This is a genomic window from Yinghuangia sp. ASG 101 (genome assembly GCF_021165735.1).
Taxonomy (GTDB): domain Bacteria; phylum Actinomycetota; class Actinomycetes; order Streptomycetales; family Streptomycetaceae; genus Yinghuangia.
In genome coordinates this window covers 3,620,954-3,641,604 of the sequence record NZ_CP088911.1, presented here as the reverse complement: position 1 = coordinate 3,641,604, position 20,651 = coordinate 3,620,954, and the positions used below count along the sequence as shown (strand labels likewise).

Sequence of the window (20,651 nt, the reverse complement as noted above, 5' to 3'; positions counted from 1 at the left end):
ATCCCGCGTTCCCGTCCCGCGGCGACATGAGGCGCGGAGCCTCCGACGCGGAGCATTCCGCCCGGGGCGGCGGCCGGGAGCGGTCGAAAATGTGTGGTGCCGACGGCGGTCCGGCACCTAGCCTCGTGAACGTGCCTGCGGGAACTACGAGTTCCTTCAGTCTTGGTGACACATCGCACTGCAAATGCGAAGCAGCCGGGTTCAAATCCCGATTCGGGACCCGTCACTTGCCCGCAGGCACCTTCGTACCGCGCCCGGGGAACTGCGCGTCCGTTCAGTGCTCTCCACCTTTCGGGGAACGCTCCTTTCAGCGGAATACACGGACCCGCGCACTGCCCCGGGCGCCCCTTCGGGAGCCGCCTCGTGACCCTCACCTCGACCCAGACCCCTGTCCTCGACACGCCCGACGCCGTGCGCACGATCGCCCGTTTCCTCGATGTGGCGACCGGTGCCACCGGGCGCGCGACGTTCTACAACAGCGCCGATGAGCAGGCCGCCCTGGAGCAGGCCGCGCACGCCGACATGGCCGCGCTCGACCGGCGCGCGTACACCGGCCTGATCTGCGGGCCCTACGTCCTCGACCGGGCGCGGCAGACCGGTGTCGTCCACCTGCTGTCGACGCCCTCGGCCGACGGCGACGCGCCGGACGCCCCGGCGCGGGCCGTGGCCCGGCTCAGCGTGCCGCGCATGCTCAACCTGTACGGGATGCTCGCGAGCGCCCGCGTCAACAACGCGCGGGCCCGCAAGCTGATCCTGCGGACGATCCTCGCCGCGCCCGCGCTGGAGCGGTGGTCGGTGCGCTACCGGCGCAAGCTCGCCGCCGCGCTCCGGCACGCCTGGGGTGCGCGGCGGGCCGGCATCCTGCGGGCGATCCTCGTGCGCGAACGCGTCGGCGAGGAGCTGGAGCCCAGGGAACTGCGGCTGCTCACCGCCGAGATCGACCGTTTCGCCGCCGGCCGCCCCTTGGCCGTCGTGCACGAGTGCGTCGCGTTCGTGCTCGGCGCGCCCGGGCCCTACACGCGGCCGGTGCTGCGCGCCTACACCGAGGCGCGCACGGATCTCGACGCGGGCCGTGTGCTGCCGTACGAGACGCTGGAGGGCCTGCGCGGGCGCTTCCACCCCGACGAGTCACCCGCCAGGGTCCTGGAGCTGACGAAGGCACGGCTCACGGCCGGGCAGCGGCTCGCCCGGCAGGAACAGGCCGACCGCGCGGGTGTGGAGGTGGAGGTGGATGTCACGCGGTACGACGCCGTGCGGCTGTACCTGTACGCGTTCCGGCGCGGTATGACCGACGACGTCGCCCGCGCCCTCGCACGGCGCGCCCGCGAGGCGGCGGGGTCGCTGGACCTCGGCTACCGCGGGGTCGCGCTGCTGCTGGACGGTTCGGCGTCGATGGCCGGTGCCGACGAGCAGGCGCTGCGCCCGATCGCGGTCGCGCTCGCGCTGCGGGACGCGTTCCGCGCGGCGGCCGACGACGCGGCGGACGCCGGCTCCTCGCTCACCGAGGCGTGGTTCGGCGGCGACCGGGACGACCGCGGCCTCGTACGCCCGTCCGGTGCGACGGCACCCGCCGAGGCCCTGGCCGCGGCGCTGGCCGAGGACCCGGACATCGTGGTCGTCGTCAGCGACGGCTACGAGAACGCCCCCGCGGGGCGCTTCGCGGAAACCCTGGCGGCGGCGCGGGAGTTCGGGATCCGCACGCCGGTGGTCCAGCTCGCGCCCGTCCTCGCGGCCGAGTCCGGCGGGGTGCGGGCGCTGGCCGACGAGGTCCCGGTGGCCGCGGTGCAGCGCCTCGAAGGGCTCGAACTGGTCGCGTGCGGGCTGGTGTTGGACGCGGACCCGGAGGCGGGGCTGCGCATGCTGGACCGCATCGTCGCGGCGGGCGAGGCCCCGGGCCGCACGGAGGCCGCGGCCGGAGAGGCCACCGCCGTCGGCGCCGTGCCGCCGGCCGTGCCCGCGGTCGCGGCCTCGACCGAACCCGTATCCGCGTTCCCCTCCGAGGAGGTGTGACATGAGCAAGTCCCTTCGCGCGTTCCGCCGTACGGCCGCCGAGTCGGCCACCGTCGACGACCTGCTCGCGGGCGTGTGCCCCGGGCGCGTGCAGAGCGTGGGCCGCATGCAGGTGCTCCCGCTGCTCGCCGGGGACGCGCCGACCGCCGATCTCGGCGACCCGGCCGGCCTCGGCATCTCCACCGACAACTACGGCACGCTGCACTTCCGCAACGAGACCGCGGGCCCGGTGCTGGTGCCGAGCCACCTCGCGGTGATCGTGTCGCAGGCCGCGCAGGACCACGCGATGCCCCGCGCGGCGCTGGTCACGGCGGGCGGGGCCCGCTCGTACGCGGCGGCGATGTGCGTCCAGCAGACGCAGGGCGGGCTGATCCGGCACGGCCGGCACCGGCTGGCCGTGCTGCCCCCGTCGCTGCGCGAGGCCGCGTCCGACCTGCCCGCCGAGCCCGGGTACAACCGGTTGTGGCCGGCCGTGTCGCGGTTCAAGGACTCGGCGCAGGTGCCCGGCGCCGCGGACCTCGTGCAGTTCCTGAAGCGGTTTGCTACCGAACTCGACCAGTTCGTGGCCGAGTTCGAATGTGTCGACGACCAGATCGGTGCGGTCGTCCTCATGGACAACCGCGTCGTGGGCGTCGAACGCGCACCGTCGCACACCTACTGGCGGGCGCTGTGGGAGCCGCTGATCAGGTTCTGCTACGGCGCCGAGGCCGTGCGCCGCGAGGCGGCCGGCATCCCGGCCGACCCGGGTGCGCGCGTCCCCCTCACGCCCCCGCGCGGCGGCGACGGCACGGACACGCTCGCCCTGCTCGCCGCGGCCGTGCGCGACGCGAACGCCCGCGAACAGGCCACCGCGGAGCGAACGGCCGCGGCCACGGCTGCCGCGCCCGTCGTCGTCGGCGTCGACGAGGAGGCCGCGGGCATCGCCGTCGGCACCGTGGTCGGCGACGCCCTGATCGGCGCGTACGCCCTGGCGGGCGAGACGCCGGTCTACGCGTCACTCACCGCGCGCGGCCTGCTCTGACCGAGCGGCGGTGTCCGGCCCGGAACCCACAACCGGGCGGGACGCCGCCGCTCAGTTCTCGTCACCGGCCAGCTCACCGAGCGGAGCGACGGCGATCGCGTCCTTCTCGCACACCCACGCGGGGTCCGATCCCAGTTCGGGCTCGATGTAGAGCTGGTGGTCGTCGTCGGTGCCGTGGTGGCGCGGGCACGGCGGCCACCGCGTGCCGCGTTCCTCCAGCGCCTCCTGGACGTCCTGCGCGACGAGCCCCGGGGCGTACGCGGCCCCGTCCGGCCACTCGCGCACCCACCACCGCCGCCCCGCGACCGCGTCCTCCACGACCGACACCACGTCGGCGCTCGCCGCGCCGCACACCGTCAGGTCGTGCAGGACCAGCGCGCGGGCGGTGTGCAGTGCGCTTTCGGTCACCCCGGTGAAGTCGTCGTCCATGCCCCCATTGTCCGTGAGGCAGTATCGGACGGTGACGATTCTCATCGATCTCCCCACCTGGCCGGGCCGCGGTCGCCTGTGGTCGCACCTGGTGAGCGACACGTCCTATGACGAACTCCACGCGTTCGCCCGCCGCCTCGGCGTCCCGGAACGCGCGTTCGACCGCGACCACTACGACGTGCCCTCCGACGTCTACGACCGCGCGCTCGCCCTCGGCGCCGAACCGGTCGGCGGCAAGGAACTGGTCGCCCGCCTCACCACCGCGGGCCTGCGCCGCCGCAGGCCCCCGCGGACAGCCTCGCGACACTGAGGAATGGGACGCGCGGCCGGGGCGCGGAGTCGTACGGGGTGAGGAACGGATGGCCCGTTCCGGAGACGAGGACGATCTCATGCGCCTGCTCACCCGAAGCGCCGGTGTGGTGACCGCCGCCGCGATGCTGACCCTGGGGCCGCGCTGCCCGTGCGGGCGGCGACCGACGCCGATGCCCGGGGCAAGGTCCGCTGGTCGGAGGCCGAGCCCCTGCCCGGTCGGGAGTTTCTGCCGTACGCGGGGATCGCCCAGCCGGACCGCCGTACCACGTGGGTCGCGGGCTCGGTCATGGACGAGAACGGTTTCACCCCGACACTGGTCGCGCACGACTCCGACGGGTGGCGGGACGTCCCGCTGCCGGAACTCCCGGCCGGGACGAACGCCCAGCTCAACGACCTCGACGTCGCCTCGCCGGGGGACGCCGTCATGGTCGGCGACTACGTCGCGGGCCTGGGCGGCTACCTCACCGAGCACTGGGACGGCACGTCCTGGCGGGCCTCCGTCGCGCCCGCGCCCGCCGGGATCGTCGGCGGGTCCTTGCTGGACGTTGAGGTGATCGCCCCCGACGATGTCTGGGCGGTCGGCTTCTCCCAGATCGCCACCGGCACCATGGACGACCTGTTCGACACCGTGATCCGCCACTGGGACGGCACGTCGTGGCAGGTCGTCGACGCCCCGAAGGTTCCCGGCGGCACCGCGCTGTTCTCACTGACCGCCGTCTCGGCGACCGAGCTGTACGCGGTCGGCCGCACCTGGGCCGACCTCCAGTCGACGGTGATGCGCTACGACGGAACCTCCTGGACCGTCGTCGACCTCCCCCCGCACGGCGCCGCGAACAACGAACTGCGGTCGGTGGCGGCCCGCGGCCCCGGCGACGTGTGGGCCGTCGGCGGCTCCCGCGACGACCAGGGCGCCACCCACGCCCTCGCGCTCCACTACGACGGCACCGCCTGGACCGAACAGCGGTTGCCGCCCGGCACCGACATCCTCGACCAGGTAGCCCTCACCCCGGACGGCATCGCCACCATCGGCAACGGCGACACCGCTCCCTTCGGCCTGCGCCTCGCCCACGGCCGCTGGACATCCCTTGACATCCCCACAGACCCCACCCTGACCGTCAACGAACTCACCATCGCCAACGGCCACATCACCATCGCCGCGGTCCGCGCCACCACCACCCTGTCCGGCGTCATCCTCACCGCGAAGCTGTAACCCCAACCAGTTCCCCCCGCTGCCGCTGCCCGCCCACCGATCTGTGTGCGGGCAGCGGCAGTTGCTCAGGTCGCGAGGTCGCCTCGTCCGACTGCGGCCCCTTGACCGGCGCCACCGTGGGGCGTCAAGGTCGTAGAAGCCTGTGCACATCTATCGATACGGGGGCTGTCATGGCTTTACGGTGCATCGCGAAGGATCCGGAGAGCAAGACCGGTGCGTCGCCGACGGTGTGGGTGGACGAGGCAACCGGTGACGTGCTGCTCCAGGGGTGGATGGTCGACGAGGCGGTCCTGGAGGAGTGCCGCGGGACCGGCCCGATTCCGGACTCGGAGTTCGTTGTGCGTCTGCCGGCGCGGTTGGCCGGTGCTCTCAGGGAGGCTGCTGATGTCGCCGAACGCGCCGCTGGATGACATGCCTTTCGCGGAACGGCTCAGTGGTTTGATGGCGACGGCCCGGTCCTTCGCGGTGCATTGGGAGACCCGGGACAGTTACGCCGTCGACGGCGAGGATGAGGACTTCGAGGCGTGGCGGGTCGGCCGGGTCTCCGATGAGGAAGAAGCGGCTTGGTGGGCGCCGTTCCTGGACGATGTTGTCGCCGCGACCGGTCGCGGCGTCGTGTTCCGCCGGTTGCGTGTGGTCTCTGAGCCGGTCTCCGCGTACATCAGGTACGAGCACGTCGGCACTGGTCAGAACGTCAAGGCCGGTGAGCAGGTCCGGTGGCTGCCCCGTGCGGGGGCACATGACCTGTGGCTGCCCGCGTTGGACGGCTGGGTCTTCGACGGCGAGGTTTTGCTGTTGCACCACTTCGCTGGGGACAACCGTATGACGGGCCACGAGCTCATGCGCGATGCCGTACGCGCCGATGCGTACATGCGCGTTTTCGAACGGCTGTGGGAGCAAGCGACGCCGCACGAGAAGTACCGGATCGGCTAACTGCCCCGCCGTCATTCTGAGTTCACAGCCGTGGCCACATCACCGTCGTCCAGCGCGCAGGCTGCCCGTGCGGCATTGGGAGCGCGTCTGCGGGAGATCATGCACGGCGCCGGGCTGGACGGTGTCCGCTTGGCGGCCCGTGCCGGCTGGCACGCGTCGAAGTCGAGTCGGCTGAGTACGGGCACCACGATGCCGAGCGCCGCCGACATCCGTATGTGGTGCACGGTCTGTGGCGCCGAGGATCAGGTAGCGGATTTGCTGGCCCAGGCCCGTGACGTCGACTCGTTATACGTGGAGTGGAAACGGCGACATGGCACGGGGATGCGGCGTTTGCAGGACTCGTACGCCGCCGTGTTCGAACGCACGCGGCGCTTCCGCGAGTACCGCTGCGACGTGGTGCCGGGGTTCGCCCAGACCCATGCGTACGCGCGGGCGCTGCTGGCCTCCGTTGCCCGGTTCGATCGGATTCCGGATGACTCGCACGATGCGGCGACCGCGCGGCTTGCGCGGTCCTCGATCGTCCGGACGCCGGGGGAGCGCACATTCGTATTGCTGGTCGATGAGGCTGTGCTCCACCACCGGATCGCGGACGACGCGGTCATGTCCGAGCAGCTTGGCCACCTCCTTTCGATGATGGCGCTCCCTGCCGTGTCACTGGGGGTGGTTCCGCTGCGCACCCGACGTGATGCGATCCTTCCCCTGGAGTCGTTCCTCCTCCTTGACGAGGCCGAGGTACGCATCGAGCTCCTCACCGCGGAGGTCCGCGTCACGGCTCCCAGCGAAGTGTCCGGCTATCTGCGGGCGTTCGCAGAGCTTTCGCGGTTGGCCGTCCACGGCGCGCAGGCCCGCGCGTTGATCGGGGCTGCCTTGGACGCCTTGGGCTGACATTCCATCCGGTCGGCGGGCGTGCACACGGATAGAAGAGTGTGGCCCTGCCCGTTTGCGCTGGTCCAGCGTTGAGCCAAGACCGGCCCCGACGGAGGAGGCGATCCATGAGCACCACGCTGCCGCGCCCCGCGACGTTTTTGTGGTTGGAACTCACGGGCAAGTGCCAGCTGGAATGCGGTCATTGCTATGCCGATTCCTCGCCTGCCGGCACGCACGGTTTGATGACGTACCAGGACTGGGTGCGCGTCCTCGACGACGCAGTCGCAGTGGGGGTGACGATGGTGCAATTCATAGGCGGGGAGCCGGCCCTCCACCCGCATTTCGACGCTCTGCTCATCAAGGCGCTCGCCTCGCGCCTGGACGTCGAGGTGTTCACCAACCTCGTCCACGTTCGCAGCCACTTGTGGGACCTGTTCGCGCGCCCCGGCGTCCGACTGGCGACCAGCTATTACTCCGACTCGGCGGATGAGCACGAGGCGATCACCGGCCGACGCGGCAGCCACGCGCGGACCCGCGCGAACATCGCCGAAGCCGTCCGGCGCGGCATCCCGGTCCGGGCCGGGATCATCGATCTTGGCGACGGTCAAAGGTACGCCGAAGCCGTGCGTGAACTGACCTCGCTCGGGGTGACCGAGATCGGCGTGGACCGGCTGCGCCAGGTCGGTCGCGGCGTCCGCGCGGCGGAACCGAACGTGGACCAGTTGTGTGGTCGGTGCGGCGACGGCGTCCTGGCCGTCCTGCCGGACGGTAGCGTGACGCCGTGTGTGTTCTCGCGGTGGATGCCAGTCGGCAATGTCACCGAGGCCGGACTGCCCGCGATCACGGTCGGCGAACGACTTCGCGAGGTGACGCGGGAACTCGACACGGCATTCGCGGCCCGCGCGCGACAAGCGCCGCCGTGCCCACCTGCCTGCGCGCCACCGGACCCGTACACACCAAGGTGCAATCCGCGCAAACCCGTTCCGTGCGGCCCGGAGTGCGCTCCCGGCCAACAGTGCAACCCTCGGTGCGGCCCCGCATGCAGCCCGGCCTGCAATCCGCAGTGCGGCCCTCGCAGCGGACCGTGCCGACCGCGCGGCGGCTGCCAGCCGAACTACCGGTGACCACTGCGGTGAGGAGGTCACGTCGGTGAGCAGCGACACCCGAGGGGACGAACAGGACAGCGGCCAGCGCCGGTTCCTGCGCCGTGTTCTCGCTGACGCCGCAGCGCACTTCGACGTGCGGGTCGACGCGCAGGCGGAAGTTGGTGAGGTGTTTAGCTGGCGGGACCGGACGCTGGGCTGCCGAGTCCTGGAGGACGCGGACGGCGTTCAGGTCTGGCGGTGGCTCCGGGTGACGTTCGAGCATTTCGACTGGGCGTTCGGGAAGTTCTGGACCGGCAACGTGGACGCCAACGCGTTGACGGGCATCCCCAAGCCGCGTGTGCTCCGCTGGTACGAGTGGGACGAGGAAACCGGCCGCAACCGCGCGGAGTTGATGACGTACGTCGGCGAGGCCGCGTGCTCACCTACCGCCGAGGCGCGCACGTTCCCGGACACGCTGACGCCGCCATGGTGGGCAAGCCTGCACACCACGCTCGACCGCATCGCCCGGCACCAAACCGACCGGATCGTACGCAGCCGTGACGAAGTTGAACGCACACTCCGTACCTTCTTCGGCGACTGGGCACCAGCCCCGACCCGCTGGACCACCTGCCACGGCGACCTGCACTGGGCCAACCTGACCACGGCGACGCCCATGCTGCTCGACTGGGAGCACTGGGGCCAGGCCCCGGCCGGGTACGACGCGGCTCACCTGTTCTGCCACAGCCTCGCTGTCCCCGACCTCGCCGAGACGGTCGGTCGCCAGTTCGCCGACACCCTCGACACCCCAGACGGGCGAGCGAGCCAACTCCTCGTCATCGCCGGAATGCTCCGCCGCATCGACAACGGAGACTATCCCGATCTCACGCTCCCTTTGCACCGCATCGCGGACCGGCTGCTGCACCGCAGAGCTTGAGGGTTTGCAAGAGGGCGGTCCACGATTCGGGGGAGACCTCCAGGTGGCCGCGTCGGGGGTGCTTTGAGTCGCGGACTCCCGTGGTGGCGGCGAGGGGAGCAACCTCGACGCAATCCCCTTCAGTGCTCTGGTTCGAGTACGAAGACTTGCGCCATATGGGGTTCCGGATGCTCACAGGTTGCTGATCCTCGTCTTGAGTTGGGCTCGGGTTTCCTCATGTGACCACGCATGAGCCTTCAGGTGTTCGAATTCTCGTGAGTAGCGCCGCACGGTCAGACGGTCCTGGTAGGAGCTGAGCCCTACTGCGTGTTCACCGTAGGCCACGCTTGTGGTCTGTGCCCCGAACTCAAAAATGATCAAGCCACCGACAGTGACGACCGTTTCGTTCGACAGTGGTACGGCCTGCACTGTGATGCTGGGTCGCTCGGTCAATTCAAGGACGTGCGAGAGCTGTCGGCGGTGTACGTCTGTTCCTCCGATGGGGGAGACCAAAAGCGCTTCGCTGACGACCGCCTGTAGCTCAACACCGCTTTCGAGGATTCTTGCTCGACGCATGCGCAGGTCGATGACGGCTTCGGCTTCGTCCGGGTCGGGAACATGCGGCGAACCGGCGAAGATCGCTTGAGCGTAGGCATGCGACTGCAAGAGCCCCGGCCAACATCCAAAGTTGCTGGTGCGGATGCGAATCGCGCGAGACTCGTGCGACAGGAACTCATCCATGGACGTCGTCACGTTGAAGGGCTGCCACCACTGCCCCTCTTCGGTGCGATCCATCATGAGCACCAATTGCTTACGTTCTTCTGCCGACGCTCCGTACTGCTCGGCCAGGAGATCCAAGTCATGAGGCGTGAGCGCGACGTTTCCGGCCTCCATGCGGACGACCTTTGCCTGACTCCACTTGCACGTGTCCGCGACACGTACCTGGGTGAGCTTCGCGCGCTCTCTTAACCGCTTCAGAGCGGCACCCAACTCCCGCCGAGCATATGTGGGTTCAACGGCCATCGGGTTCTCCCTCCGGGGCTCGCCGCCGATACGGACCGCAGCCTACGGGATGGCGCGTCACCTGAACCACCAGCGAAAAAATTTAGCCAGTCCACTGGCGTGTATATATTCAGGCGCTCTAGGCTCGGTCCGTGATCGCTCGGGCACGTTCCGTGTGTTCCTTGCTCCACCCTGCGCGCAGGCAGGCATGCATCGCCCAACGACCCTGAGGAGGGTCCGCATGTCCGCATTACTTGCCACTCCGCAGCCGGGCGGCCGGCTGCTCTACGACGAGACCCACAGAACCCACCTGGGCCTGCCCGGCGAAGTCCGCAGCCACGTACGTGCCCTGCTCGACAACGAGCCGGTGCCGCGTCAGGCGCTTGACGACCTGCTGTCCATCCTCTCGGAGCTGGTCACCAACTCCTGTGTGCACACGATGCGTTCGTGGGTCCGAGTCACCCTCGTCCTGATCGATGAGAGCCGTGTTCTCCACGGCACCGTGCACGACGACGGCCCGGGAGCGATCCCGTTGCCGGTTCAGGGCCCCCGCGAACTTGCCGATCCCGCACGCGAGTCCGGGATGGGGCTGGGCATCGTCGTGACCCTCTCCACCACCTGCGAAACCGTCATCACCCGTACCGGCAAGGCCGTTCGCTTCGCGCTCGACCTCTCCGTGTACGCCACCGAGCCCACGACCAGGGCCTAGCTTTCGCCGCATCGGCCATCGCCACCGCACCGCACGCCACGCGGACGGAAGAGCAGCCCGTGCCTTCATCGACCGCCGTCATTCCCAGGGAGCCACCTTGGACGAATTCTTCGACCGCGTGATCTCCATCATCGTGCTCGCCTCGATCACGCTCGTGCTCACGGCGTCCGCCATCGCTTGGGGGCCGCCGCCGTGACGACCGAGTTACTTCTGTACTCCGGCCTCGGATCGGGAGTCGTCGCGATCGCCGCACTCGCGGTGGCGATCGCGATCGGGCACCACCTGCTCCCCGGCTATCGGATACGGCGTCCCGGAGCCCGCCGACGCCTCATCGTCGCCTGCGCAACGTGGCTGGTCTGCCACCAAGCCGTACTCCTGATCACCGCCTGGTGGCTCGCGAGTGGTGCCCCTCCCGGAGTCGGTGTCGCGTTCCTCGCCTGTGTGCTCGTGGCGGCGCTCCTTGTCACGTCGTTGGGCTCGACTGCCTCTCACTCGTCGGCGAGCCGACGGGGTCGGGCCAAACCGCCGACACACCGGGCGGGTCGGCGTCGGCGGTGATGGCGGACATGATGGTGGCGGCCCAGTTTTGGGGGGTGTCGCGGCCCAAGGCGGCTGATAGGCCCGCCATGCGGATGCGTCGTTCGGACGGGCGCATGGACAGCGCCCGGTGGAGGGTGGTGGTGAGGTCGGCGGGGGATCTGGGGTCGGTGAGGAGGGCGTCGCGGCCGAGTTCGGCGGCGGCGCCCGCGTAGCGGGAGAGCACCAGGACCCCGGAGCGGCCGGCGGCGGCTTGGACGGCGACGAACTCCTTTGCGGTCAGGTTCATTCCGTCTTGGAGCGAGGTCACCCAGAACACATCCGCCGCGAGGTAGTGGTCGACCAGTTCGGTGAACGGCAGGTTGTGGGGGACGTACTCCACCGGGGGGCGACCCTGTACGGCAAAGCGGCTGTTCACTTCGGCGATGCGTCGTTCCAACGCGGCGCGGGTGGTGTCGTAGGCGGTGATTCCCGGTTCGGGGGGCGGGCATACGAGACGGAATCGGAAGCGGCCGACCAATTCCGGGGCGCGGGCGAGGAGTTCCGCTACGGCGTTGACTTTGTGGATGGGGGCTTTGGCGTAATCGAGGCGCTCAACCGACAGCACCAGCATGGTGTTTGGGGAAGGGCGATGGATCGTGCGTGCGTGGGCGGCCTGTTCGATCGCGTCGCGGTCGACGCCCAAGGGGTGCACCCCGATGCGGGGCCGCCGTGTTCCCTTCAGCGTGGCCCGGAAGTTCGCGGCGAAGCCCTCGGTTTGGAAGCCCGCCCAGTCCAACGCCGCCAGGGACGCGCGGATTTCGCGTGCGGCGGGAAGGACGTCGAAGACCTCGGCGGGGGGAAACGGCGTGTGGTGGTACAGGCCGAGCCTCAGGTCGGGCCGTGTCTCCCGCAGCATTCCCGGGACCAGCCACAGGTTGTAGTCGTGCAGCCAGACGGGCGCGTGCGGAGCGGCGCGGTCGGCGATATGTTCGGCGAACCGCCGGTTCGCCGCCCGGAATTGGGCCCACGCGGCGGGGTCGAAGCGCATCCGGGCGGGTTCCGACATCAGCACCGGCCACAGCGATTCCTTGCAGGCGCGGTTGACGTATCCGGACCATTCGCCCGGCGTGAAGCGCAGGAGTGACAGGGGGATTCCGTTCTTCTCCTCCGGCGCGTGGACGGCCGGTGCGTCCGCGTCGACCGCCGCCCCCGCGACCCACAGGGCCTCAGCCTCCCCGCGGCCGAGCACGGCCCGCAGCGTGGGGATGATCCCGTTCGGGCTGGCCGGTGCGCGCCACCCGCTCGGCGTCCAGGCCTTCGGCGCGCGGTGGTAGCCGACCACCGAGGCGTACGCCGGCTCGGTCCAGCCCAGGCGCTGCAGGGCGTCCAGGATCCCGGCCGCGCCGGGGCGCTCCGACGTGAACGTGTTCGCCCGCCCGTCGAGGGCCGCGGTGAGACCGGGCTCCGCGCCGCCCACGACGACGCCGTGCGCGCCGATCCCGTACAGGGAGAGGTCGTTCAACGAGTCGCCCGCGACCAGCACATCGGTCGGCGGCCAGCCGTGGAGGCGGGCCAGCCCCGCCACGGCGGCGCCCTTGCTCGCCCGGGGAGGCAGGACGTCGAAGTAGCGGCCCGCCGAATAGACCCACGAGCAGCCCAGAGCCGTCACCGCGGCGGTGAGGTCTTCCGTCAGGTCGCGCGGGTGGAGGTGGAACGAGCACCGTCCGTCCTGCACGACGTGGTGCTGGTACCTCAGCGCGGGGAACCGCGACAGCGCCGCCCGCACCCGGTCCGCCCCCGGCCAGCCGTCGCGCAGGCGGGCCCGCAGGTCGGCGACGGGGCGCCAGGTCGTTCCGTCGACGACGGTCGCCCCGACGTCCGCGATGATCCACCGCGGCCGGGGCACGACCGGGTCCCGGAGCACGTCGCGCACGGACGCGACGGAGCGGCCGGTCGCGAAGACCACGGCGATTTCCGGGTGGCGCGCCAACGTGCGGTGGAGGCAACGCCGTTCGGCGTTGGTGCCGCCGAGCAGCGTGCCGTCCAGGTCGCCGACCAAGACCCTCGCCATGCGTCCCCCCGTGGTGTCCTGTCAGCGACGCGCGGTGTGTGTGAGCGGCCACGCCCGCGCGGGCGGCACCCGCGTACGCCAGGCGGCGAGCGCCGCGGTGTCCGGTGCGGCCGTCGAACCGGGCGCGGTGGTCGCCGACGCCCCGCACGCCACGGCGGTCTCCAGGCATGCGGCGAGATCCCGGCCGGTGAGCAGTCCGTGGACGAATCCGGCGTTGAAGCAGTCCCCGGCGCCCGTGGTGTCCACGACGCGGACCGGTGCCGCCGCGACGGTGTAGTGCTTGCCCCGGCCGCGGGCCACCGCGCCGTCGGCCCCGCACTTCACCACGGCCGTGCCCGCCGACCGCGCCAGCAGCGCCGCCGCGTCGTCCACCGTCGCGGCGCCGGTCAGCCGCAGGGCCTCGGCGGCGTTCGGTGCGAACACGTCCACCTGTTCCAGGACCGCGCGCACCGTGGGGGTGGCCAGCGTGACCGGCACGTCCTGGCAGTCCATGAACACCAGGGCCCCGGTGTCGCGGACGGCGCGCAGCGTGTCGGCGACCCCCGGGCCGTACCGCAGTTCGGGGAGCAGCAGCACGCGGGGGCGATAGGTGCGGGCGAGTTCGTCCAACGGGCGTGCCGCGACGGGGTCCTGGAAGCTGACCATCGCCCGGTCGGTGGGATACGACAGTACGACCGTGACACTGCGTACCGCCCGCTCGTGATGGCGGAAACCGGTTTCGTCCAGTCCCGCCGCGCGTGCCCCGGCCAGCACCATGCGGCTGAACGGGTCATCGCCGAAATCCGTGGCCCAGACCACGTCGTGCCCGAGACGGTGCAACGCGAGCGCGGGGGTGAACGCGCCACCGGGGACCGCCTCGAAACCACCGGCGAAGGTCTCGCCACCCAGGCGCACGCGATCGACCGGGCCGCCCAGGTCGCGGAATATCAGGTCGGCGAAATAGGCCCCGGCCACCACGACTTCCCGCGCACCAGAGCCCGCCACAACCCCGCCCCTCCCGCCCGCGCCCGCCGGGCCGTACGGGCGGAAGCCCGCTCCCCGAAAGAGTTCATGCACTCCTTGGTTACCCGGAGTTCACCCGCGTTTACGCCCTGCGGGGTCCGATCTCTCCGCGGCCCGCGCGGGGGGCGAGGGGCCAAGGCGGGGGCAGACGGGCACGGCGGCAGGCGAACACGGGCGCGGGACCGAAGCCCCGAGCGGCGAGTGGCCGAGTGCCGCCGCGGGCTTCGGCCTCATCCCCGAGAGTGCGGGGGCGTGGACTCCAAACTCTCCAGTTCCGCGCGGAGGTTCGCGCGGGCGGGGTTTTCGTAGCGGGTGAAGCCGGTTTCCGTGTGGAACAGCTTCGGGAGGGAGAGCAGGTCGCGGAGGACGGCGGCGCGGGCGGGGCGGAAGGCCTCGTCGGGGACGAAGGAGTACTCCTCGCGCACCGCCGCCGCGTACCGCTCGTAGGTCGCGCGGTCGGTGCCGAGGATCGCGAGGTCGGCGTCGCAGAGGACGGCGGCGTTGAGGTCGCCCGCCATCGGGGAGTGCTCGGCGGTGACGCGGACCAGGCGGGCCGCCTCGGCGACCAGGGGCGCGGCGACGCCGGCCTCGGGGAGGGCGCGCTCCGCGAGGCGCGCGCTGCGCTCCTCGTTGTCGGCGCGGGCCGGGTCGTAGACCGCGTCGTGGAACCATGCCGCGAACCGGACCGCGTCCGCGTCCTCGGCGTCGTCGGCGAGGTCGTCGACCAGGGTGAGGACGGCGAGCAGGTGCCCGGTGGCGTGGTAGCGCCGGTGCGGCTGTGAATAGCGGTCGATCAGGTCGTCGCCGACGGCGGTGGCCGTCGCGTCGGAGGAGCCCCCGACGAGCCGGGCCCAGCGTTCCTGCAACGTCACGGTGGGGGTCTCCTGGATGCGTTCCACGTCCTCAGCATGCCAGCTGCCGGGACGAATTCGGGTACGACGTGCCGTCACGTGTTATTCCGTTGGCGCGTCCGCGAGTTCGGGCGGCAGCGGGCGGCCGTGGACGACGGCCAGTGTGGAGACCGCACGGGTCAGCACGACGTACAGGCGTCGCAGGCCCTGGAGTTCGGCCTCGGCGATGGCGGCGGGTTCGACGACCGCGATGTGGTCGAATTCGAGCCCCTTGGCGAGCGTGGCGGGCACGAGGGTCAGGCGCGCGGCGTCGCCGCCGCCGTCGTTTCCCAGGCGGCGGTACGGGAGTTCGGCGGCGTCGAGTGCCGCGGCCAGGCCGGGGACCGCCGCGTCGGCGGCGATCAGGCCGACGGAGCCTTCCCGGGACAGGAGTTCGCGCGCCCGGGCGACCGCCGAGTTGTCCACAGCCTGGGGATGAACCGCGTGCAGCGCCAGCGATCCCGGCGCCTCGCGGACCGAACTCGCCGGTGCCAGGCCCGGCGCGATGTGCGGCAGCAGTCGGCTCGCGAAGTCCAGGATCTCGCGCGGCACCCGGAAACCCCGCGTCAGCTCCTCCAATTGCCCGTCCGCACGCCCCAGATGCCGCAGCGTCGTCGCCCAGTCGGTGGCCGCCCACGGCGTCGTGCCCTGCGCGATGTCGCCGAGAATCGTCGCCGAACCCGTCGAGCAGCGGCGGCCGATCGCCCGGCACTGCATCGCGGACAGGTCCTGCGCCTCGTCGACGACGACGTGCCCCAGGCTCGGCGTCCGCGCGACCAGGTCGGCGGCCTCGTCCACCAACACCGCGTCCGCCGCGGTCCACTTCGCCGATCCGACGCCGCGCGGCGCCTTCGCCCACCGGATCGCCGCCTGCTCGTCGGCGCTCAACAGCCCGTCCGCGCACGCCGCGAGGAAGTCCGCGTCGGAGAGCAGCCGCAGCACCAGCCGGGCCGGGTCGACGGCGGGCCACACCGCGTCGGCCATGGCACGGATCGGCCGCGAGCGGGCCACGGCGTCCTGGACCCGGTCGTCCGGCGCCTCGCCGGCGCGCTCCATCCGCACCAGCACGGCGTGCGCCAGCCGCTGCCGGAGCATGTCGCGCGCGGCGCCGTACCGGACGTCGCGGGCGCGCAGCGCGTCCACGACCTCCTCGACCTCGTCCGCGGCCACCCGCCACCGCCGCGAACCCCGCACCACGAGCAGCGACTCCTCCGGTGCCCGCACCGACGACCACACGGCCCGCCGCAGCACCTCGGCCATGCGCGCGTCGCCTTTGAGCCGCCCGGCCTCGTCGCCGTCGACGGCCTTGACCGGGACATGCGCCACCAGGTCCTCGACCGTGGTCTGCCCCACCTCGATCTCGCCGAGCGCGGGCAGCACCTGCCGGATGTAGCCGAGGAACGACCGGTTCGGGCCGACGACGAGGGTGCCGCTGCGCCGCAGGCGGTCGCGGTACGCGTACAGCAGCCACGCGACGCGGTGCAGGCCGACGGCGGTCTTGCCGGTCCCGGGGGCGCCCTGCACGCACACGGTCCGGCCGAGGTCGGCGCGGACGATCTCGTCCTGTTCCGGCTGGATCGTCGCGACGATGTCGCGCATCGGGCCGACGCGCGGGCGTTCGATCTCGGCGGCGAGGATCGCGCTCGCGGTGTCCTGCTCGCCGCCGTCGGTCAGGTGTTCGTCCTCGAACGCGGTCAGGTGTCCGCCCTCCCAGCCGAACCTGCGGCGCAGGTCGACCCCGAGCGGATCGATCCGGGTGGCCCGGTAGAACGACCGCGACACGGGGGCGCGCCAGTCGACGACCATCGGGTCGCCGAGGTGGTCGTGGACGTGGCGGCGGCCGATCCAGAAGCTCTCGGGCGGGCGCGACGGGTCGGCGGCCACCTCCGTCGGCGCGGTCCCGACCGCCGTCTCGGGTGCGTCCGCGAACCGCCCGTCGATACGGCCGAAGAACAGCGGCGCGTCGCGGAAGTCGGCGAGGGCGGCGATGCGTTCCTCGATGAGGTCGGTGACCAGTTTGTTCGAGACCTCGTTGCCGCCGACGTCGGTCAGGTCGAGGGCTTCGGTCTCCTCGCGCATGCGGCGCAGCGCGGCGCGGGAGGCGTCGAGATGCGCCCGCTCGGCAGCGAGCGCGGCGTCGGCGGGAGAGGACGCGTCGGGGACGGGGGAGGGGGCGGCCATGCGGGGACTCCGGGGGGTGGGCGGCTTCGGTGGAGAAGGGACACCGCCCGATTTCCGACCGGACGGCGTAGCCGGCGCCCAACCCCGTGCGGGGGCAGTGCGGTAACGCGGCAGCGGAGTCGGCCACCATAAACCGGCAGCCGCTCCCCGGCCAAGCCGGTCCCTGATCGCGAGCGTGGCCGAGGCACGCTCCGCACCACCGCGACGACGGGCCGCGCCGCGGCGGTGAGGTGCCTTGGGCCGTCACACCCCCGTTCCGCTCGCGGCCGGGAACTCGGGCCCGCGTCGCGGGGTCGGGCCTCGGGTGCCGTCCCCGGGTGCCGTCCCCGGGTGCCCCCGGGGTTCCCGCCGCGAGTGTGCGACGGGCCGCGTGCCGGGCCGCACGGCGACGCCCGGGCGCGCTCTCGCGGGCGTCACGCCGGTGCGCCGACCGCGGGGCGCGAGCGTGGCCGAGGCACGTTCCGCACCACCGCGACGACGGGCCGCGCCGCGGCAGGGGGAAGCCCCGGGCCGTCACACCCCCGTTCCGCTCGCGGCCGGGACCCGGGCCCGCGTCGCGGAGTCGGGCCCCGGGTGCCCCCCCCGGGTGCCCCGGGGTTCCCGTCGCGCCCGGGGGTGCCGACGCGCTACCGCAGGTCCGTCGCGTCCATGATTTGGTACGCGTAGCCCTGCTCGGCGAGGAAGCGCTGCCGGTGTGCCGCGAACTCCTGGTCGATCGTGTCGCGCGCGACGACGGAGTAGAACCGCGCCGCGCGGCCGTCCGCCTTCGGCCGCAGCACCCGCCCGAGGCGCTGCGCCTCCTCCTGCCGGGAGCCGAACGACCCCGACACCTGGATCGCGACGGCCGCCTCCGGCAGGTCGATCGAGAAGTTCGCGACCTTGCTGACCACCAGGACCGACACCTCGCCCTGCCGGAACGCCTCGAACAGTCGCTCGCGTTCGGTGTTGCGCGTCTCGCCCTTGATCACCGGCGCGTCCAGCGTCTCGCCCAGTTCGTCGAGCTGGTCGATGTACTGGCCGATCACGAGGATCTGCTCGCCCCGGTGCTTGTCGACCAGTTCGCGGGTGACCCGCGTCTTGCTGGGCGTCGTCGCGCAGAAGCGGTAGCGCTCGTCGGGTTCGGCGGTGGCGTACGCGAGCCGTTCCGACTCGGTCAGGGTGACCCGCACCTCGACGCAGTCGGCCGGGGCGATGTAGCCCTGGTTCTCGATCTCCTTCCACGGCGCGTCGTACCGCTTGGGGCCGATCAGCGAGAACACGTCGCCCTCGCGGCCGTCCTCGCGCACGAGCGTCGCGGTCAGGCCGAGGCGGCGGCGGGCCTGGAGGTCCGCGGTGAAGCGGAAGATCGGCGCGGGCAGCAGGTGGACCTCGTCGTAGACGATCAGGCCCCAGTCGCGCGAGTCGAACAGCTCCAGGTGCGGATAGACGCCTTTGCGGCGCGTCGTGACCACCTGGTACGTCGCGATGGTGACAGGGCGGATCTCCTTGCGGGTCCCGCTGTACTCGCCGATCTCGTCCTCGGTCAGCGACGTCCGCTTGACCAGTTCGGCCTTCCACTGCCGGGCCGAGACGGTGTTGGTGACCAGGATCAGCGTGGTCGCCCGCGCGGTGGCCATCGCCGCCGCGCCGACCAGCGTCTTGCCGGCGCCGCACGGCAGCACCACGACGCCCGAGCCGCCGTGCCAGAAGCCCTCGACGGCCTCTTTCTGGTACGGGCGCAGCGCCCAGCCGCTCTCGTCCAGGTCGATCGGGTGCGCCTCGCCGTCGACGTACCCGGCCAGGTCCTCGGCCGGCCAGCCCAGCTTGAGCAGCACCTGCTTGATCTGCCCGCGTTCGGAGGGGTGCACGGCCACCGAGTCCGCGTCGACGCGCGCGCCGACGAGGGGGGCCATCTTCTTGCTGCGCAGCACCTCTTCGAGGACGGCCCGGTCCGTCGTGGTCAGGACGAGGCCGTGCACGGGGTGCCGGGCGAGGGAGAGGCGCCCGTACCGGCCCATGGTCTCGGCGACGTCGACGAGCAGCGCGTGCGGGACCGGGTAGCGCGAGTAGCGGAGCAGGACGTCGACGACCTGCTCGGCGTCGTGGCCGGCCGCGCGCGCGTTCCACAGGCCCAGCGGGGTGAGGCGGTACGTGTGGACGTGTTCCGGCGCGCGCTCCAGCTCGGCGAACGGTGCGATCGCCCGACGGCAGTCGGCTGCGGCTTCGTGGTCGATCTCCAGCAGCAGCGTCTTGTCGGATTGCACGATGAGGGGGCCGGTTGTCGGCTCTGCCACGCGGGGCCTCTCTGGGGAACCGAGGGGAAGGGGATATCGCAATGTGAACCGCTCAGCGCGGGCGAATGTTCCGGTCGCGTGGATCAGAACCGGACAAAGCCCGGCGAACGTCCGCGTGATCCGGATTGCGACGCCCGGAACGCCGCCCTACGGCACCGTACTGCGCAGGGATGAGCGCAAGAGCCCTCCTTGAGGATGAACCAGGTGTCGGCCCGCCGCTCCTACCCTGATATTTCCATGGCGATTTTTCCGCCGCGGCCGGATGCTCCCGGCACTGTCGCGGCCCCCGAAACCGGCCCCGCGCTCAGCACGCGCGGGCTGACCCGCGACTACGGGCGCGGCACCGGCGTCTTCGACGTCGATCTCGCCGTGCCCCGGGGCAGCGTGTACGGGCTGGTCGGGCCGAACGGCGCCGGCAAGACGACGCTGCTGTCGCTCATCATCGGGGTGCGGCGTGCGGATGCCGGCGACGTGGTGCTCGGGGTACCGCGCTCACGCGTCGCGGTCTGCACGGACGTTCCGGAGTTCGAGCCGTGGCTCAGCGCGGCCGAGGTGGTCGGGCTGGCCGGGCGCCTGGTCAACCCCGATCTGCGGCCGGAGAGCGTCAAGACGGCGCTGCACCGGTCGGGGCTCGTGGAGGCGGCGGACCGCAGGACGGGGTCGTTCTCGCGCGGCATGATGCAGCGGCTCGGCATCGCGGCGGCGCTGGTTGCCGAGCCCGAGCTGATGATCCTCGACGAGCCGACGTCGGCGCTGGACCCGCGGGGCCGCGCGGAGATGCTGGACCTGGTGGCCGGCATGCGCGGGCGGGTCACCGTCGTGTTCTCCAGCCACATCCTGGCCGACGTGCAGCGCGTCTGCGACCAGGTGGGCGTGCTCCGCGCGGGACGCCTGCTCTACCAGGGGCCGGTCGCCGAACTGGTGGCCGAGCACATGCGGCCGACGTGGCTGATCCGGGTGCGCGACGACGGCGCCGCGCTGTGCCGGACGTTCGCGGCGGAGGCGTGGGTCGCGCGCGTGTCGTCGGTACGGCCAGGGCTCGTGCGCGTGCAGGCTCGTTCGGTGGAGGAGGGCGAGCGGTACATCCTCGGCGTGCTCGACCGCAGCGGTGAGCGCGTCATCTCGGTCGGTCCGGAGGAGTCCGACCTGGAGAGCGCCTTCCTGTCGATCACCGGCGCGGCCCGATGACGGCTCATGTCGTACGCGGTGCCGTGCGAGGCGGCA

Annotated in this window: 19 protein-coding genes; 11 read left to right on the top strand and 8 right to left on the bottom strand. The window is 71.8% G+C overall.

Annotation, left to right across the window (positions count from 1 at the left end):
• The first annotated feature begins 363 nt into the window (after positions 1-363).
• The gene (locus LO772_RS15370) at positions 364-2,010 is read left to right on the top strand and encodes a hypothetical protein (RefSeq protein ID WP_231778965.1); all 1,647 of its coding nucleotides are present in this window, start codon (positions 364-366) and stop codon (positions 2,008-2,010) included.
• 1 nt (position 2,011) lies between these two features.
• Positions 2,012-3,031, top strand: coding sequence for an ARPP-1 family domain-containing protein (locus tag LO772_RS15365; protein WP_231778964.1), 1,020 nt, complete (start codon positions 2,012-2,014; stop codon positions 3,029-3,031).
• Positions 3,032-3,082: 51 nt separating this feature from the next.
• Here the strand turns inward: LO772_RS15365 and LO772_RS15360 are convergent, their stop codons facing one another.
• Positions 3,083-3,460, bottom strand: coding sequence for a hypothetical protein (locus LO772_RS15360; protein WP_231778963.1), 378 nt, complete (start codon positions 3,458-3,460; stop codon positions 3,083-3,085).
• A 31-nt stretch (positions 3,461-3,491) separates the two neighbouring features.
• Between LO772_RS15360 and LO772_RS15355 the strand changes: the two genes are divergently transcribed.
• The 7 genes from LO772_RS15355 to LO772_RS15325 all read left to right on the top strand — a co-directional run bounded on the left by LO772_RS15355 (position 3,492) and on the right by LO772_RS15325 (position 8,801).
• Complete coding sequence (locus LO772_RS15355) at positions 3,492-3,770, top strand: DUF4031 domain-containing protein (RefSeq protein WP_231778962.1); 279 nt, start codon at positions 3,492-3,494, stop codon at positions 3,768-3,770.
• A 150-nt stretch (positions 3,771-3,920) separates the two neighbouring features.
• Complete coding sequence (locus LO772_RS15350) at positions 3,921-4,982, top strand: hypothetical protein (protein ID WP_231778961.1); 1,062 nt, start codon at positions 3,921-3,923, stop codon at positions 4,980-4,982.
• A 170-nt stretch (positions 4,983-5,152) separates the two neighbouring features.
• Positions 5,153-5,392, top strand: a complete 240-nt coding sequence (locus LO772_RS15345) for a hypothetical protein (protein WP_231778960.1) — start codon at positions 5,153-5,155, stop codon at positions 5,390-5,392.
• A complete protein-coding gene (locus LO772_RS15340) occupies positions 5,367-5,915 on the top strand; it encodes a DUF6879 family protein (RefSeq protein WP_231778959.1) in 549 nt (182 codons plus the stop codon). The genes LO772_RS15345 and LO772_RS15340 overlap by 26 nt, the downstream gene beginning before the upstream one ends.
• A gap of 30 nt (positions 5,916-5,945) precedes the next feature.
• Positions 5,946-6,800: a DUF5753 domain-containing protein gene (locus LO772_RS15335; protein ID WP_231778958.1), complete on the top strand. Its 855-nt coding sequence runs from the start codon at positions 5,946-5,948 to the stop codon at positions 6,798-6,800.
• 107 nt (positions 6,801-6,907) lie between these two features.
• Complete coding sequence (locus tag LO772_RS15330) at positions 6,908-7,906, top strand: radical SAM protein (protein WP_231778957.1); 999 nt, start codon at positions 6,908-6,910, stop codon at positions 7,904-7,906.
• 25 nt (positions 7,907-7,931) lie between these two features.
• Complete coding sequence (locus tag LO772_RS15325) at positions 7,932-8,801, top strand: phosphotransferase family protein (protein ID WP_231778956.1); 870 nt, start codon at positions 7,932-7,934, stop codon at positions 8,799-8,801.
• On the opposite strand, the gene LO772_RS15320 is transcribed toward LO772_RS15325, so the two are convergent.
• Together LO772_RS15320 and LO772_RS15315 are read right to left on the bottom strand one after the other, a co-directional pair.
• On the bottom strand, positions 8,749-8,976 hold the full coding sequence (locus tag LO772_RS15320) for a DUF397 domain-containing protein (protein WP_231778955.1): 228 nt from the start codon (positions 8,974-8,976) through the stop codon (positions 8,749-8,751). The genes LO772_RS15325 and LO772_RS15320 overlap by 53 nt on opposite strands.
• Positions 8,973-9,803 (bottom strand): helix-turn-helix domain-containing protein, encoded by an 831-nt coding sequence (locus tag LO772_RS15315; protein ID WP_231778954.1) that lies wholly within the window; start codon positions 9,801-9,803, stop codon positions 8,973-8,975. Before LO772_RS15315 ends, LO772_RS15320 begins: the two co-directional genes overlap by 4 nt.
• 220 nt (positions 9,804-10,023) lie before the next feature.
• Between LO772_RS15315 and LO772_RS15310 the strand changes: the two genes are divergently transcribed.
• A complete protein-coding gene (locus tag LO772_RS15310) occupies positions 10,024-10,491 on the top strand; it encodes an ATP-binding protein (protein WP_231778953.1) in 468 nt (155 codons plus the stop codon).
• Between the two features lie 463 nt (positions 10,492-10,954).
• Here LO772_RS15310 and LO772_RS15305 read toward each other — a convergent pair whose 3' ends face one another.
• The 5 genes from LO772_RS15305 to LO772_RS15285 form a co-directional block, all read right to left on the bottom strand.
• Positions 10,955-13,081 (bottom strand): HAD-IIB family hydrolase, encoded by a 2,127-nt coding sequence (locus tag LO772_RS15305; RefSeq protein WP_231778952.1) that lies wholly within the window; start codon positions 13,079-13,081, stop codon positions 10,955-10,957.
• Positions 13,082-13,102: 21 nt separating this feature from the next.
• Complete coding sequence (locus LO772_RS15300; protein WP_231778951.1) at positions 13,103-14,035, bottom strand: carbohydrate kinase family protein; 933 nt, start codon at positions 14,033-14,035, stop codon at positions 13,103-13,105.
• Positions 14,036-14,313: 278 nt separating this feature from the next.
• On the bottom strand, positions 14,314-14,982 hold the full coding sequence (locus LO772_RS15295) for an HD domain-containing protein (RefSeq protein WP_443089421.1): 669 nt from the start codon (positions 14,980-14,982) through the stop codon (positions 14,314-14,316).
• 54 nt (positions 14,983-15,036) lie between these two features.
• On the bottom strand, positions 15,037-17,154 hold the full coding sequence (locus LO772_RS15290) for a HelD family protein (protein ID WP_231778950.1): 2,118 nt from the start codon (positions 17,152-17,154) through the stop codon (positions 15,037-15,039).
• A 626-nt stretch (positions 17,155-17,780) separates the two neighbouring features.
• Complete coding sequence (locus LO772_RS15285) at positions 17,781-19,427, bottom strand: DNA repair helicase XPB (protein ID WP_231778949.1); 1,647 nt, start codon at positions 19,425-19,427, stop codon at positions 17,781-17,783.
• A 237-nt stretch (positions 19,428-19,664) separates the two neighbouring features.
• Between LO772_RS15285 and LO772_RS15280 the strand changes: the two genes are divergently transcribed.
• Positions 19,665-20,615 carry an ABC transporter ATP-binding protein gene (locus LO772_RS15280; protein WP_231778948.1) on the top strand — a complete coding sequence of 317 codons (951 nt, stop codon included), beginning with the start codon at positions 19,665-19,667 and terminating at the stop codon, positions 20,613-20,615.
• Positions 20,616-20,651 lie beyond the last annotated feature (36 nt).

Excerpts from the sequence above, each read along its gene's own strand:
- LO772_RS15365 (WP_231778964.1), top strand. The coding sequence starts at position 2,012 with ATGAGCAAGTCCCTTCGCGCGTTCCGCCGTACGGCCGCCGAGTCGGCC.
- LO772_RS15360 (WP_231778963.1), bottom strand. The coding sequence starts at position 3,460 with ATGGACGACGACTTCACCGGGGTGACCGAAAGCGCACTGCACACCGCC.
- LO772_RS15345 (WP_231778960.1), top strand. The coding sequence starts at position 5,153 with ATGGCTTTACGGTGCATCGCGAAGGATCCGGAGAGCAAGACCGGTGCG.
- LO772_RS15340 (WP_231778959.1), top strand. The coding sequence starts at position 5,367 with ATGTCGCCGAACGCGCCGCTGGATGACATGCCTTTCGCGGAACGGCTC.
- LO772_RS15330 (WP_231778957.1), top strand. The coding sequence starts at position 6,908 with ATGAGCACCACGCTGCCGCGCCCCGCGACGTTTTTGTGGTTGGAACTC.
- LO772_RS15315 (WP_231778954.1), bottom strand. The coding sequence starts at position 9,803 with ATGGCCGTTGAACCCACATATGCTCGGCGGGAGTTGGGTGCCGCTCTG.
- LO772_RS15310 (WP_231778953.1), top strand. The coding sequence starts at position 10,024 with ATGTCCGCATTACTTGCCACTCCGCAGCCGGGCGGCCGGCTGCTCTAC.
- LO772_RS15305 (WP_231778952.1), bottom strand. The coding sequence starts at position 13,081 with ATGGCGAGGGTCTTGGTCGGCGACCTGGACGGCACGCTGCTCGGCGGC.
- LO772_RS15290 (WP_231778950.1), bottom strand. The coding sequence starts at position 17,154 with ATGGCCGCCCCCTCCCCCGTCCCCGACGCGTCCTCTCCCGCCGACGCC.
- LO772_RS15280 (WP_231778948.1), top strand. The coding sequence starts at position 19,665 with ATGGCGATTTTTCCGCCGCGGCCGGATGCTCCCGGCACTGTCGCGGCC.